The organism is Streptomyces sp. NPDC021093 (assembly GCF_044333135.1).
Lineage (GTDB): Bacteria > Actinomycetota > Actinomycetes > Streptomycetales > Streptomycetaceae > Streptomyces.
Map to the genome: position 1 here is coordinate 46,816 of NZ_JBIRQJ010000014.1, position 15,070 is coordinate 61,885.

11 protein-coding genes are annotated in these 15,070 nt (G+C 71.7%); 3 read left to right on the plus strand and 8 right to left on the minus strand.

All coding sequences use genetic code 11. From position 1 onward, the window contains the following. Positions 1 to 29: 29 nt before the first annotated feature. Positions 30 to 2,462 carry a 1,4-alpha-glucan branching enzyme gene (gene glgB / locus ACH4SP_RS35430; protein WP_398421292.1) on the plus strand — a complete coding sequence of 811 codons (2,433 nt, stop codon included), beginning with the start codon at positions 30 to 32 and terminating at the stop codon, positions 2,460 to 2,462. Here glgB and ACH4SP_RS35435 read toward each other — a convergent pair. From ACH4SP_RS35435 to ACH4SP_RS35455, 5 genes are all read right to left on the minus strand, one after another. Continuing rightward, positions 2,449 to 4,830, minus strand: coding sequence for a HelD family protein (locus tag ACH4SP_RS35435; protein ID WP_398421294.1), 2,382 nt, complete (start codon positions 4,828 to 4,830; stop codon positions 2,449 to 2,451). The genes glgB and ACH4SP_RS35435 overlap by 14 nt on opposite strands. Positions 4,831 to 5,001: 171 nt before the next feature. Next, on the minus strand, positions 5,002 to 5,343 hold the full coding sequence (locus ACH4SP_RS35440; protein ID WP_398421296.1) for an STAS domain-containing protein: 342 nt from the start codon (positions 5,341 to 5,343) through the stop codon (positions 5,002 to 5,004). Between the two features lie 174 nt (positions 5,344 to 5,517). Further along, on the minus strand, positions 5,518 to 6,240 hold the full coding sequence (locus ACH4SP_RS35445; RefSeq protein ID WP_398421297.1) for an ANTAR domain-containing protein: 723 nt from the start codon (positions 6,238 to 6,240) through the stop codon (positions 5,518 to 5,520). 108 nt (positions 6,241 to 6,348) lie between these two features. After that, on the minus strand, positions 6,349 to 7,695 hold the full coding sequence (locus tag ACH4SP_RS35450; RefSeq protein WP_398421298.1) for an SUKH-4 family immunity protein: 1,347 nt from the start codon (positions 7,693 to 7,695) through the stop codon (positions 6,349 to 6,351). Positions 7,696 to 7,773: 78 nt separating this feature from the next. Then, complete coding sequence (locus ACH4SP_RS35455; protein ID WP_398421300.1) at positions 7,774 to 9,456, minus strand: MFS transporter; 1,683 nt, start codon at positions 9,454 to 9,456, stop codon at positions 7,774 to 7,776. A 109-nt stretch (positions 9,457 to 9,565) separates the two neighbouring features. Between ACH4SP_RS35455 and ACH4SP_RS35460 the strand changes: the two genes are divergently transcribed. Continuing rightward, positions 9,566 to 10,219, plus strand: coding sequence for a TetR/AcrR family transcriptional regulator (locus ACH4SP_RS35460; protein WP_398421302.1), 654 nt, complete (start codon positions 9,566 to 9,568; stop codon positions 10,217 to 10,219). Between the two features lie 143 nt (positions 10,220 to 10,362). On the opposite strand, the gene ACH4SP_RS35465 is transcribed toward ACH4SP_RS35460, so the two are convergent. Beyond that, complete coding sequence (locus ACH4SP_RS35465; protein ID WP_398421303.1) at positions 10,363 to 11,778, minus strand: cation:dicarboxylate symporter family transporter; 1,416 nt, start codon at positions 11,776 to 11,778, stop codon at positions 10,363 to 10,365. Positions 11,779 to 12,052: 274 nt separating this feature from the next. Between ACH4SP_RS35465 and ACH4SP_RS35470 the strand changes: the two genes are divergently transcribed. Continuing rightward, positions 12,053 to 12,673, plus strand: coding sequence for a helix-turn-helix domain-containing protein (locus ACH4SP_RS35470; protein ID WP_398421697.1), 621 nt, complete (start codon positions 12,053 to 12,055; stop codon positions 12,671 to 12,673). A gap of 67 nt (positions 12,674 to 12,740) precedes the next feature. Here ACH4SP_RS35470 and ACH4SP_RS35475 read toward each other — a convergent pair whose 3' ends face one another. Both ACH4SP_RS35475 and ACH4SP_RS35480 read right to left on the minus strand, forming a co-directional pair. Then, entirely contained in the window at positions 12,741 to 13,688 is a 948-nt protein-coding gene (locus tag ACH4SP_RS35475; RefSeq protein ID WP_398421305.1) for an RICIN domain-containing protein, read from the minus strand. A 237-nt stretch (positions 13,689 to 13,925) separates the two neighbouring features. Further along, the gene (locus tag ACH4SP_RS35480) at positions 13,926 to 14,951 is read right to left on the minus strand and encodes an ATP-dependent 6-phosphofructokinase (protein ID WP_398421307.1); all 1,026 of its coding nucleotides are present in this window, start codon (positions 14,949 to 14,951) and stop codon (positions 13,926 to 13,928) included. Between the last annotated feature and the right edge of the window lie 119 nt (positions 14,952 to 15,070).

Below are 15,070 nucleotides of genomic sequence, written 5' to 3' on the forward strand. Positions count from 1 at the left end.
CCCTTGCTGTTCCTGAGGAGGACGCACCCGTGACCCCCCGTCCCACCCCTGACCCCGGCGAAGGCGCTCCCCGCCCGCCCCGCCGCACCACGCCGGGGGCCACGGCCCCCAGAACGCCGAAACCGAGGGCGGCGAAGGCCGAGGGGGCGAAGGCGAAGGCCAAGCCCGCGCAGGCCGGGAAGTCCGCGCAGACCGGGAAGTCCGGGAAGGCCGGGAAGGCCGGGTCCCCGGCACCCCTCCCCGGCCACGACGTGCGCCCCGCGCGCCCGCTCGGCGGCGAGGAGCGGGCCCGGCTGCTGGCGGGCACCCACCACGAGCCGCACGGCGTCCTCGGCGCGCACCCCGTTCCCGCCCCGGAATCTCCGGGTCGGGGCGTCCGGTTCCGGGTGCTGCGGCCGTACGCGAAGGCGGTCACCGTCCTCGCCGACGGGATCCGCGCCCAGCTCCTGGACGAGGGCGACGGGTTGTTCGGCGGGGTGCTGGAGCTCGCCGACGTCCCCCCGTACCGGCTCCGGGTCACCTACGACGACAACGAGATCACGGTCGACGACCCGTACCGCTTCCTGCCCGCGCTCGGCGACCTCGATCTGCACCTGATCGGCGAGGGCCGGCACGAGGAGCTGTGGAAGGCGCTCGGCGCCGAGCCGATGACCCACCAGGGGGTCACCGGCACCCGCTTCACCGTGTGGGCGCCCAACGCGCTCGGCGTCCGCGTCGTCGGCGACTTCAACTACTGGGACGGCACCGGGTGTCCGATGCGCTCGCTCGGCGGTACCGGGGTCTGGGAGCTCTTCCTGCCCGGAATCGGCGAGGGCGAGCTGTACAAGTTCCAGATCACCCGCCCGGACGGCTCGCACACCATGCGCGCCGACCCGATGGCCCGGCGGACGGAGGTGCCGCCCGCGAACGCGTCGATCGTCGCCGCCGCGCACCACGAGTGGAAGGACGCGGCGTGGATGGCGGCGCGCGCCGAGCGGCCGGTCCACGAGGCGCCGTTCTCGGTGTACGAGGTGCACCTGGCGTCCTGGCGGCCCGGTCTGACCTATCGCCAGCTCGCCGCTCAACTCCCCGCGTACGTCTCCGACCTGGGCTTCACGCACGTCGAGCTGATGCCGGTCGCCGAGCATCCGTACGGCGGCTCCTGGGGCTACCAGGTGACGGGCTTCTACGCGCCGACCGCCCGGCTGGGCGGCCCGGACGACTTCCGCTTCCTGGTCGACGCCCTGCACCGGGCAGGCATCGGCGTGCTCGTGGACTGGGTGCCCGCGCACTTCCCGCGCGACGACTGGGCGCTCGCCGAGTTCGACGGCCGCCCGCTGTACGAGCACGAGGACCCGCTGAAGTCGGCGCACCCCGACTGGGGCACCCTCGAATTCGACTTCGGCCGCACCGAGGTCCGCAACTTCCTTGTGGCGAACGCCAGTTACTGGTGCGAGGAGTTCCACATCGACGGCCTGCGGGTCGACGCGGTCGCCTCGATGCTCTACCTCGACTACTCGCGCGAGGAGGGCCAGTGGGTGCCCAACGAGCACGGCGGCCGGGAGAACCTCGACGCCGTCGCCTTCCTCCAGGAGATGAACGCCACCGTCTACCGCCGCAACCCCGGCGTGATCACCATCGCCGAGGAGTCCACCGCCTGGGACGGCGTCACGCGCGCCACCCACCACATCGGCCCCGGCGGCTTCGGCGGGCTCGGCTTCGGGCTGAAGTGGAACATGGGGTGGATGCACGACTCCCTCGGCTACGTGTCGAAGGAGCCGGTGCACCGCAAGTACCACCACCACGAGATGACCTTCTCGATGGTCTACGCGTACAGCGAGAACTACGTCCTGCCGATCTCCCACGACGAGGTCGTGCACGGCAAGCGCTCGCTGGTGGGCAGGATGCCCGGCGACTGGTGGCAGCAGCGGGCCACGCACCGCGCCTACCTCGGCTTCATGTGGGCGCACCCAGGCAAGCAACTCCTTTTCATGGGACAGGAGTTCGCGCAGGGCGCCGAGTGGTCGGAGGCGCACGGCCCGGACTGGTGGCTGCTCGACCCGTCGTACGGTGCGGAGGCCGACCACCGGGGCGTCCGCGACCTGGTCCGCGACCTCAACACCCACTACCGCGCGGAGCCCGCCCTGTGGGAGCGCGACACCGCCCCCGAGGGCTTCGCCTGGGTGGCCGGCGACGCCGCCGAGGACAACGTGTTCGCGTTCCTGCGTCACGACGCCGCCGGGAACCCGCTGCTCGCCGTCTCCCACTTCTCGCCGGTCGTACGGCAGGGGTACCGGATCGGTGTCCCCGACGACGTACCGGCGTGGACGGAGGTCCTCAACACGGACGCGGAGGCCTACGGCGGCAGCGGCATCCGCCACCCGGAGCCGCTGAAGCCGGAGCCTGTCCCGCTCCACGGCCGCCCGGCGAGCATCCGGCTCACGCTGCCGCCGCTGGCGACGGTGTGGTTCAGGCCTGCGTGAAGCTCAGCTCCTCGGTGTGGACCAGGCCCAGCTGCTGAGTCGCCCTGGTCAGGGCCACATACAGGTCGCTGAGGCCGCGCGGCGAGCCGGACCTGATCAGGTCCGGCTCCGCCACCACCACCGTGTCGAACTCCAGCCCCTTCGCCTGGTGCGGGGCCAGCAGGACGACCCGGGCGGTGAGGTCGGGTTCCGTACCGTACGAAGCCGCAGGGATCGCCGCCGCGAGGGCGGGCAGCAGTTCCGCCGGAGCGACGACCGCCAGCCTGCCGGAGGTCTCCGACTCCGCCACGGCCTCCGCGACCGTACGGGGCAGTTCCGCGGCGGTCGTCGCGCGGGTCCACGGCTCGACGCCCGTGGACCGTACCGAACTCGGCGGTTCGAAGGCGGGGTCGGCGGTGCGCATCACGCGGGCCGCCAGCTCCATGATCTCCGCCGGGGTGCGGTAGTTCACGCCGAGCCGGGTGTGCTCGAAGCGACTGCCGACGTACGGGTCGAGGATCTCCTTCCAGGAACCGCAGCCCGCCGCGTCGCCGGTCTGCGCCGGGTCGCCGACCAGGGTCATCGACCGGGTCGGACAGCGGCGCATCAGCAGCCGCCACGCCATCGCGGACAGCTCCTGCGCCTCGTCCACGATGATGTGGCCGAACGCCCAGGTGCGGTCCGCGGCGGCGCGGGCGGCGGCACTGCGGTGGTCGGCCTCGTCGTGGCGCTCGGCGAACCGCTCGGCGTCGATGAGGTCGTGCGCCCCGAGCACCTCGGAGTCCTCGTCCTCGACGTCCTCGAACTCGTAGGTGCGCGAGCCGTACGACACGTCCAGCACGCCCTGCGCGTACGCCACCCGCTCCTCGTACTCGCGGGCTGCGGCGGCCCTGGCCGCGTGGTCGTCCTCGCCGAGCAGCTCGGCGGCCTCGTCGAGGAGGGGCACGTCGGCCGGGGTCCATGCGGAGCCCTCCGCGCGCCGGATCAACTCGGCCTCCTCGTCCGGGAGATGGGAGGGGGACGCCAGGAATTCGGCGATCAGCCGCTGCGGGGTGATTTCCGGCCACAGGCCGTCGATCGCGGCGAGGACGTCCGGGTTGGCGGCGATCTCCTTGCCGAGCTGCTCGATGTCGGCGGGGGCGAGGAGGTTCTCCTCAGGGCCCAGTTCCTCGCCCAGCTCCTCGGCGATGGCCTCGTACGGCTCCCGGCCGATGCGCTCGGCGAGCTGCTCGGTGAGGGCGTCCAGGACGTGGCGGCCGAAGTGGGGGCGGGCCAGGTTGTGCGGCAGCCGGGTCTCCCGGGCCCGGTGGCGGGCGTCCTCGGCCATGGCGCGCTCCAGGTGGAGCGTGTACTGCTCGTGCGCGATCTCCAGGACGGTGCCGGGGGCGTCCTGCCGGTCCCGTACGACCTGGGCGAGTACGTCCGCCATATTGGCCCCGCCCTTGACCGCGGCCGCCTCGGGGGTGTCGGTCGCGGTGGCGGTGACGCCGGGGAAGAGCTCCCCGGTGGTGGCGAGCAGGACGCCGGTCTCACCGAGCGAGGGCAGGACGTCGCCGATGTAGCCGAGGAAGGCCGGGTTGGGGCCGACCACCAGGACGGCGCGGCGGGCCAGCAGCTCGCGGTGCGCGTAGAGGAGGTAGGCGGCGCGGTGCAGGGCGACGGCGGTCTTGCCGGTGCCGGGTCCGCCCTCGACGACGAGGACACCGCGGTGCGGGGCGCGGATGATGCGGTCCTGCTCGGCCTGGATGGTCTGCACGATGTCGGCCATGCGGCCGGTGCGGGCACCGTTCAGGGCGGCGAGCAGGACGGCGTCGCCGCTCGGGTCCTCGTGACCGGTGCGCTCGGTGTCGCGCAGGTCGAGGATCTCGTCGTGCAGCGCGGTGACGGTGCGGCCGCGGGTGGTGAGGTGCCGGCGGCGGCGCAGGCCCATCGGGGAGTGTCCGGTGGCGAGGTAGAAGGGGCGGGCGACCGGGGCGCGCCAGTCGATCAGCAAAGGGCTGCGTTCCGCGTCGTCGCGGCGGATTCCGGTACGGCCGATGTGATGGGTGGTTTCGCCCTTCGTGCTGGCCCGGCTTGCGCCTCCCTGGCTTTCCGTGCCTTCCGCATCCGAACCTTCATGGTCGGAATGGAAGTCGAGGCGGCCGAAGCAGAGTCCGGATTCCACGGAATTCAGCGCGGTCAGCACTCCGGACCGTTCCGCCACGGTCACCTCGCGCTCCACACGCGCCTGCTGACCGGTGCCGGTCTGGGCGAACGAGCCCTGTACGGCGGTCTCGGCGTGCCCCCTGAGCACATCGAGCCGCGCGTACAGCTCATCAAGGAATTGCTGCTCGTGACGCAGCTCCTGGGATTCCCGGGATTCCCGGGTTGACAATTCCTCGGTTGACAAGTCTTCCCCCACTGGGTTACGGTGTCGGTATCTCGCTACTCCATGACCTCTTTTGGATGCAGTCATGGAAACGCCCAATATACGCAGAGAAATACCCCGGCTGTCAATTGCGCCGGGGTATTTCTTTTTGTGCGTGCGCGCGGATACCGCGCGGCGGGGACTCAGCCCGGATCAGCCCTCCAGGAGCACCTCGACGAAGGTCAGGGGCACCACCACGTCCACGTACTGCAGGATCCTGAGCGCGCGGCGGTCGGGGCAGTGGAGCGCGAGCTCACCGCCCCAGCGCGCGGCCTGGCCCCGCACCCGGAGCAGCAGGGCGAGGCCGCTGCAGTCGAGGAAGGTGACCCTGCGGAGGTCGACGACGGTCCGGCGCGGCTGCGACGTCAGGGCCCTGTCGATCTGCGGGCCGCACTGGAGCGAGGCGAAGAGGTCCAGCTCACCGGCGAGCACAAGGACGAGGGTGTCCCCCGACATGTGCGCCTCGACGGCCTGCTCAACAGTTGATTCCGACATGTGCGACACCCCAGGTACTCAAACTGACTGCCAGTGTGCGGTCGTTGGTCGACTCACCGGGGTCTGGGATGGCCTCCATGAACGTATGCAACACCGCCCGAGCAGAATCGGTTGCCCATCCCGACTTAACCCGTAAGAGTGAAGATCGACCAGCTTGGTTGACTCGATGCTGACTCAGCGGGGCGGTAGCCGCAGCCTTCCCTCGATCACGTCGAGTGCGACCTCCTTGAGCTTGCGCTGCCGGGACCGCGCATAGGCGCGCAGCGGCTGGAACGCCGCGTCGGGGTGCACGCCCCACTGGGCGGCCAGGATTCCCTTGGCCTGCTCGATGGCGATCCGGCTGGTCAGCGCGGTGCGCAACCCCTCGGCCGAGCGGGTGAGGTGCCAGAGGCTCCGGGACTGGCTCAGGGACAGTACGGCGATGTCCGCGAGCCGCTGGGCCAGTTCGAGCTCCGCGCGTCCGGGCAGTGCCTCGCGTCCGTACACCTGCCAGGTGCCGAGCCGGTCGGTGCGGCGGCACAGCGGCAGGACTGCGGTCTTGAAGATGCCGTGCTCCATGGCCCTGGAGCAGAACTCGGGCCAGCGGCCGGCCGATTCCCGCAGATCGAGCTCGTACTGCGGTTCGCCCGAGCGGTACGCGTCGACGCAGGGGCCCTCCTGGCGCTCCGCCGCGAGGAGTTCCAGCAGTTCGGACGCCTCGTCGGAGCCCGCGGCGACGCGCAGTGCGCCGCTCTCGTCGGCCAGCATGGTGCCCACGGCCGGAACTTCGAGCAGATCGGTGGTGCGGGAGCAGAACTCCCGCAGGAATTCCGTCACTTCGGGCTCGTCGAGCATCAGCTCGGCCAGACCCACCGAGGCGTCCAGCCAACGGCGCTCCCGGTCCACGTGCGTCACCATCTTGCGTCACCTCATACCGCTGCGGGTTTCCCCCGAGTACGGGCTCCTACCCGCGGCGGACCGGCCCATGGGTCGACGGGGGTCCCGAACCGGCCCCGCCTTCTGTCCTCAGTAGCCGTAGACGGTGAGGGCGGTGATGGTGGCGAAGACCTGCTCCCAGACCTCCCGGGCCGGTGCGTCGTCGGCGAACGCCTCGGGGTCCAGGGCCTGCATCCGGCTCTCGTACTCGAACTCGGCGCCCGACTCGTCGGGGTAGGGGTCCCAGATCGCGTTCATGTAACGGCGCAGGTTCTCCAGGAAGAGCGTGAAGGTCTCCACGTCGCGCGAGAGGTAGACGGCGGAGCCGTCGCCACCGTCCTCGTCGTCCTCGTCGTCCTCCGGGGCCGCGAGGTGCACGACGCCGGTGGTCCGGTGGACGCACACCTCCCGGTCCTCGCCGTCGCCCAGATCCAGGTAACCGAAACCGAGCAGGTCGGGGTCGCCCTCCAGCGGCTCGACCTCGGCGAACGGGGAGAAGCTGGAGACCCCGCCCGCCCACCAGCCGGGTACGCCGACCTCGGCGAGGAACGTCCGGCTCGGGCCGTGCTCCAGGGCGGCGGGCAGGTCCTGCTCCGGGAAGCGGCGCACCCCGCCCCCCGCCCCGAAGGCGGCCCGCATCCTGGCCGCGGTGAGCGGCGGGTCCAGGTCGGGCGATCCGTCGAGGGGGAGGCCGGGGCCGCCGTCCTCCGCCGACTCGTACGACGCGCCGCCGGTCGGCCAGTCCGCCAGCACGTCGGGGTTCAGGCGCAGTACGGCGACGCCGTGCTCGTCCTGGAGGAGGTAGCGGCCCCCGGCGTCGAGCGGGGCCGTGTACTCCCAGGTGGGCGGGACCGACAGGGCGGGTGCGGCCGGGTCGGTGTCGAAGAGCGCCGGCAGTGCGTCCTCGGCGTCCCGGCCGGGGCCGTGCCGCTGCACCTCGTCGGCCGGCGGGGCGGGGACGCTCTCGCCGGTGTGGGCGTCGAACCAGCGGTTGTCGCACCACAGCCCGTCCACCTTGATCAACTCCCGCCCCCGGTGGATCATTTGGGCCGCGCCCGCGTCACCGCTGAGGTTGGGCTCGGCCACGTAGTGCCCGGCCGGTCGCCACCAGGCCCACTCCGTGCTCCACGGCATTCCGGGGGCGGCGGCCGCGACCCCGGCCGCGTACTCCCCGTGTCCCAGGACGGTCGCGGCGAAGTGCAGCCAGGCGGCGAATTCGGCGCGCGGCACGTCCGCGGTGCCGAATATCGTCTCGGCCTGCCGGAAGGCGGAACGGCCCTGCTCGGCGGCCTTCGACCCCCGCTGCCGCGCGGACAGTTCGTCGCGCACGGCAGAGCGGTCGGCGGCCAGCAGGGCCGCCGGGTCCGCGAGCAGCGTGTCCAGTACGCGGGCGTGGTGCATGGCCTGGTCGCCCCGTGAATCTCCCCGTGAGTCCATGCCGATCATCCTGGCATCCGGCACTGACAGTCGGGGGTCGGGGCCTTTCGTGGGGCCCCGGCCCCCGACGGGGACTTCCTAGCGGGTCGTGGCCGCCAACTCCTTTTCCGGAGCTGCCTCTTCCGGCCGGTCCGCGTCCGTGCCCCTGCCCCGGCGCGGCAGCAGGACCGCGACCAGGACCGTGCCCGCGCCGAGTACCACCGCGCCGATCAGGCTGGTGTGCGCGACCGCGTCCGAGAAGGCGGAGCCGACGGCGTCCGCCATGTCCTTGGCGCCCTGGGCGAGTTGGCCCGCCTGGCCCTTGAGCTGGGCGGCCTGTTCGGGGGTGGCCGCCTTCGCCGCCTGGCCGGCCAGGGCGTGCGCCTTCTCGCCGATGCCCTGGGCGACCGCGTACCCGGCGCCGACCGAGTCCTGCGCGGTGTCGAGTGCGGACGCGGGCAGCTTCGTGCCCTGCACACCGTCCGCCAGGTTCGAGGAGTACGCACCGGCGAGGACCGAGCCGAGCACGGCGATGCCGAGCGAGCCGCCCAGTTCGAGCGAGGTGTCGTTGACCGCGCCGCCGACTCCGAGTTCGGACTCGGGGAAGGCACCCATGATCGCGTCGGTGCAGGGCGAGAGCGCCAGGCCGATGGCGAGTCCGAGGATGACGAGGGGCAGGACGAAGTCGCCGTACGAGGACGCGGCGTCGACCCGGGTGAGCAGGGCGAGCGCGGCCGTGCCGCCGACCATGCCGGCCGTGACGGTGACCTTCATGCCGAGGCGCGGGGTGAGGAAGCCGGTCAGCGCGGAGCCGACGAAGACCGCTCCGGCCAGCGGCAGCATCCGTACGCCGGTCTCCAGGGCGTTGAAGCCGAGCACGAACTGGAGGTGCTGGGTGAGGAAGTAGAACGCGCCGAAGACGGCCAGGAAGAAGAGCGCGACGGCAAGGTTGGAGCCTGCGAAGCCACGGCTCAGGAAGCGGCGGACGTCGAGGACGGGGCGGGGGTGGCGCAGCTCCCAGAGGACGAAGAGGAGCAGGCCGACACCGGCGACGACGGCCGCGCCGATCGCCTTGCCGTCCCAGCCGAAGTGCGGGCCCTCGATGATCGCGAAGATCAGGGCGGCGACCCAGACGACGGACAGCAGGCCGCCGACGTAGTCGATCCGGCCGTGGACGGAGGCCTTGGACGGCGGTACGAGCGTGAGGGCGCCGACGATCGCGAGGGCGGCGACGGGCACGTTGATCAGGAAGGTCGAGGCCCAGCCGTGGTCTTCGAGGAGCGCACCGGCGACGAGCGGCCCCGCGGCGATGGCCAGTCCCGCGGTGGCGGTCCAGAGCACGATCGCCTTGGCGCGTTCGGCGCGCGGGAAGGTCGCGGCGAGGAGGGAGAGCGTCGCGGGCATGATCATCGCGGCGCCGACGCCCATCACGGCGCGGGCGGCGATGACGCCGTTGGCGCTGTCGACGAGCGAGCCCGCTATGGAGCCTCCGCCGAACACCAGCAGTCCGAGGACGAGTGCGCCGCGGCGGCTGTACTTGTCGCCGATCGCGCCGAGGAGCAGCATCAGCGCGGCGTACGGGACGGTGTAGCCGTCGACGACCCACTGGAGGTCGGCGCTGTTCAGCCCGAGGTCCTTGGTCATGTCCGGGGCGGCGACGGTGAGGGCGGTGTTCGCCATCACGATGATCAGCAGGCTGAGGCAGAGGACCAGCAGGGCCCACCAACGCCTTGGGTAGGGCCGGTCCATCTCTTCGACCGGCTGGTTCGCGACCAGGGGCACGGTTTCCACCTCTTTGCCATCATCTGACGATTCCTGCTTGCACAGCAGTGTGCAACTACACAGCTGTGTGCAAGTTACTGGAATGCACAGCCATGTGCAAAATGGATCCATGACCACGGGTACGGGTACGGGGACGGGCGCGAGTACGGGCAGCTCGGCGAGGGCGGACGCGAACCGCCGCCGCATCATGGATGTCGCGCTGGCGGAGCTGCTGCGCGACCCGGACGCGAGCATGGATCAGATCGCGCGGGCGGCGGGGGTCGTACGGCGCACCGTGTACGGGCACTTCCCGAACCGGGAGGCACTGGTCGCCGCGCTCGTCGACGGCGCGGCGGAGGCGGTCATCGAGGCACATGCGGCGAGCCGCGCGGGGGTGGACGACCCGGCGGAGGCGCTCGCGCGGGCGATGTTCGCGGTCTGGCACATCGCGGACCGCTACCGGCTGCTGGTCGCGCTGGCGCAGCGGAGCGTCACGATGGAGGGCATCAAGCAGCGGCTGACACCGGTGCGGGAGGACTGCGTGGCGCTGCTGCGGCTGGGGCAGGCGCAGGGGGTCTTCCGGTCGCCCGTACCGGCGGCGGCGCTGGCGTACGTCCACGAGCAGACGCTCTTCGGGCTCATGGAGGCCGTGAACGAGGGGTCGCTGGCAGCGGACGACGCGGGACGCGCGGCGGCGACGACGGCGCTGCTTTCGGCGGGGGTCGGGGTGGGGGACGTGGAGGAGCTGCTGGGGCGGGAAGGTGTCGCCACACCGGGACGCTAGCCGCGGGGCGGGTGGGTTGTACGTGCGGGCACGTCGCGGGGCGGGTGGGTTGTACGTGCGGATGCGTCGCGGCTGGCCGCGCAGTTCCCCGCGCCCCTAAAAGCCTGCCCCCTACCCGACCGCCCTCGCGACCGCCCCGCTCGCTACCTTGCCTCCGCCTCCGACCGCGCCGCATCCTCCGGCTCCGCCCGCGGCTCGGGCACGGGGCCATGCCCGTCCCCCTCCTCCAGCATCCGCTCGTCGAACGGCAGCTTCCCCGACAGCACCAGCCCCACCCGCTCCTTGTCGATCTCCTTCGTCCACGTCCCCACCAGCACCGTCGCCACCGCGTTCCCCGCGAAGTTCGTCAGGGCCCTTGCCTCGCTCATGAAGCGGTCGATTCCGACGATCAGGCCGACGCCGTCGACCAGTTCCGGGCGGTGCGACTGGAGTCCGCCCGCCAGCGTGGCGAGTCCCGCGCCGGTGACGCCCGCCGCACCCTTCGAGGCGATGATCATGAAGCCGAGGAGGGCGATCTGCTCGCCGATGTTCAGCGGGTCGCCCATGGCGTTCGCGATGAAGAGCGAGGCCATCGTCAGGTAGATGGCCGTGCCGTCCAGGTTGAAGGAGTAGCCGGTCGGGACCGTGATGCCGACGACCGGCTTGCTGACGCCCAGGTGCTCCATCTTCGCGATCAGCCTCGGCAGCGCCGTCTCCGACGAGGAGGACGAGACGATCAGGAGGAACTCGCGCGCCAGGTACTTCAGCAGCTTGAAGAGGTTCACTCCCGCGACCAGCCTGAGGATCGTCCCGAGGACCAGGACGACGAAGAGCGCGCAGGTGAGGTAGAAGGCGACCATGATGATCCCGAGCGCCTTGAGGGCGTCGATGCCGGTCGCCCCGACCACCGCCGAGATCGCTCCGAAGGCACCCACCGGCGCCGCCCACATCACCATCGCCAGGATCCGGAACACCAGCCGCTGGATGTGTCCGATGCCGCGCAGCACCGGCTCCCCCGCCCGGCCCAGCGCCTGCAGCGCGAAGCCCACCAGCAGGGCGACGAAGAGGGTCTGGAGCACCGAGCCTTCGGTGAACGCCGAGACGAGGGTCTTCGGGATGATGCCCAGCAGGAAGTCGCCCAGGCCCTCGCTCGCGCCCGCCGCCTGCTTGGCGCCCGCGTCCTTGTGCGCGTCCAGGTCGAGGTCGGTGCCCGGGTGGATCAGGTTGCCGACCAGCAGCCCGATGCCGAGCGCCACCGTCGACATCACCATGAAGTAACCGAGCGCGAGCCCGCCCACCGCACCGACCTTGGCGGCCTTGCGGACCGAGCCGATGCCCAGCACGATCGTGCAGAAGATGATCGGCGAGATCAGCATCTTGATCAGGTTGACGAAGCCGTCACCGATCGGCTTCAGCTCCTTGCCCACCTCCGGCCAGATCAGCCCGACGGTGATGCCGAGGACGACGGCGACGACGACCGCCGGGTAGAGGTAATGGGTCCGGTCCCGTCTTCTCGGCGCAGGCGCCGAGCTCGGGTCCGCGCCTGCTGCCGATCCCGCTTCCGATCCCGTTGCGGCCACTGGAAGCCCTCCTCGTTCTCACCGATAAGCCCACGTCGGGGTGGGTCCCGGCGACTATGCACCACCCTGGGCGCCAACACACCCTTCCGGTCGTAGAGTTCACAGATTCGCCGCCGGCGACCCTGGACATTCCTACGAGCCGTGTTCTCGGCGGAACGCACCGTAGCCATCGCACCCGTCCCGCTCTACCGTGTGCCCCGTGCCCCTCACCCCGCCGTCCGACGCCCCGCCCTTCGACGCACCCGCCGCCCGTCGGCTGCGCGAGGCGCTCGGGATGGACCCCGGCCACGTCGCGTACGGGCTGCGCGCACAGTACGGACTGGACGTGGGACCGGAGCTGGTGGTCGCCTGGGAGCGCGGCATCCGCACCCCCACCGCCCACGAGGTGACCGCACTGGCCGGTGTGCTGTGGTGCGCCCCCGCCGAACTCCTGCACGCCGCCCGCACCTTGCGCGAGCACCGTACGGCGCGCGGGTTCAGCACCGCCGACCTGGCCCGGCAGGTCGGGCTCGGCCACGACGCGTACGTACGGATGGAGGAGGCGGGCCGGTGGCGCGGCACCGAGCGGCAGACCGCCGCGCTGGCCGCCGCGCTCGGCCTGTCCCCCGTTCAGTTCGTCACCGCGGCCGGCCGTGACGAGGAGCTGGCCGAGCTGCTGCGGAGCGCGGTGACGACCCGCTGGCAGGCGTACGTACGGCCGCTCGTGAAGCTGGTCCCGCTGCCGCGTGCCGCGCTGCAGGACGTACTCCTGCGGCTGCACGCCGACTACCAGTCCCGGATGGTGGCGACGCTGGGGTGGGGCGGCGTCGGGGACGCGGGGGACGGGGCCGCGGGACGGGACTTCCTGGACGGGATCCTGGGGCACTTCTGGGAGCGGGCCGAGGGCACCCGCTAGCGTCGTGCCCCTCCTCGGACGGCATCCGAAGGCATCGTGCGCCCACCGCCGATGGCACCCGCCGGCGTCACTTGTCCTCCGGGTCGAAGCGGAACAGCTGGCCCGCCGCGTCGTCCTCGCACGGCCGCTGTTCCAGCGCGGTCCACTCGGCGCGGGAGGCGCCCGGCACCGTGAGGCACATCCGGGTGTGCTGCGGGCGGATCCGGTAGCCCTTGACCGGGTCGCCGACCGGCTCGAAGCGGAACGTCTCCGCCGCCGGGTCGCGGTTCACGCACTCGTCGTCCTCCACCCAGGCGCCCTTCTCCCGCTTCCCCCAGTGCACGCCCATGCAGCCCTCCTCGAACTCGGGGTGGTACGAGGCGATCCGCCAGTCCTGCTCCCCCATCCTGACCAGCGAGTACTGGGGTACGAGTCCCTCACAGGGCGCCTGCAGGACCTTGCCGCTGGTGGCGCCGGTCCGTTCTCCCAGGCAGAGCCCGGAGTGCACCGCGCGCAGCGTCCGTTCGCCCGCGCCGGGAGCGGTCACCGCACCGAGCGGCCGGAGCTGCGGATCGGTGTCGCGGGTCAGCCAGGCCACCGTCGCCGCGACCACCGTCAGGGCCAGCGCGACCGCCAGGACCTTGGTCCGGGAGAACCGCCGCGCACTCGGGGCTTCCGGCCCGCCGGCGGGGGCCTTTCCGCCCGGCGGCAACGGGACTTCGGCCACTGGTACGAGGTCGGGTTCCGGCTCCACCCGCTCGCCGCGGCCCGCGAGTTCCTTCCGTACCGCCAGCCACTCCTCCACCACCGACGGGCCGCATCCGCACGCCCGTACGTAGGCCGCCACCAGTTCCTCGCGCGGCACCGTCGTGCGCGCCAGCATGTTCGCGACCGTGCTGCGCGGCAGGACGTCGCCGACGGCGTCCGCGCGGGCGGTGAGCTCGCGGTAGGTGAGTCCCGACCACTCCTTGAGCGCGTGCAGTCCCTCGATGAACTCGGCGGCCGTGCGCACCGCGCGCGGAACGGGCTCCGGCATGCGGAGGCCTCCAGTCACCTGACCTGACCTGCGTCCGGACAGCAGCGGAAAGGGAGTTGGGACATGTCCCGGACAGGTTGAAGCCTTGTTGATCCGGCCGCGCAACTCAAGAGTGGGAACCGCCAACTCCGGCCGGAACAATCCGCCGGGAGGGCACACACGGAACGGCCCCGGTCGTCCACAGGGGAGACGATCGGGGCCGTTCTGTCGTTACGTTCGCGAGGGGAGGAGCGGCGGTCAGAAGACCGACTCGGCCTCGTCCATCCGCGCCGCCGGGACCGTCTTCAGCTCGGAGACGCCCTCGGCGAGCGGCACCATCTCGATGTTCGTGCCGCGCAGCGCGGTCATCTTGCCGAAGTGACCGGCGTGCGCCGCCTCCACCGCGTGCCAGCCGAAGCGGGTCGCGAGGACGCGGTCGTAAGCGGTGGGGGTGCCGCCGCGCTGGACGTGGCCGAGGATGACCGGGCGGGCCTCCTTGCCGAGCCTGCCCTCCAGCTCGACGGCCAGGCGGGTGCCGATGCCGGTGAAGCGCTCGTGGCCGAACTGGTCGATGACGCCCTTCTCGTACGGCATGGTGCCCTCGGCCGGACGGGCGCCCTCCGCGACGCAGACGACGGCGAACTTCTTGCCGCGGGCGAAGCGCTCCTCGACCATCTTGACGAGGGAGTCGACCTCGAAGGGGCGCTCGGGCAGGCAGATGCCGTGGGCGCCGCCCGCCATGCCGGACTCCAGGGCGATCCAGCCCGCGTGCCGGCCCATGACCTCGACGACCATGACGCGCTGGTGCGACTCGGCGGTCGTCTTCAGACGGTCTATGGCCTCGGTGGCGACGCCGACGGCGGTGTCGAAGCCGAAGGTGCGGTCGGTGCCGTTGATGTCGTTGTCGATGGTCTTCGGGACGCCGACGACGGGCATTCCGGCGTCCGACAGCATCCGGGCGGCGGTCAGGGTGCCCTCGCCGCCGATCGGGATGAGCGCGTCGATGCCGTACTTGGCGGTCAGCTCGGCGCAGTTCTCGGCGGCCTCGCGGAGCCGGTCGCGCTCCAGCCTGGCCGAACCGAGGATGGTGCCGCCGCGCGGCAGGATGCCGCTGACCGCGTTGAGGTCGAGGGGGCGGTAGTGACCGTCGAGGAGACCCTTGAAGCCGTCCTCGAACCCGATGACCTCGTCGTTGTGTCCGGCGACGGCGCGGTGCACGACCGACCGGATCACTGCGTTCAGCCCAGGACAGTCGCCGCCTGCGGTGAGAACTCCGATACGCATCGTGCTGTGTCTCCTGCTCTTGGTGGTACTTGTGAGCCAGGTTCCGATTGTTCCACGGCCGGAATGCGCCGCGCGCTTCCGGATACTCCGGGACAACCGGGACAGGGGGCCTTTGGGCC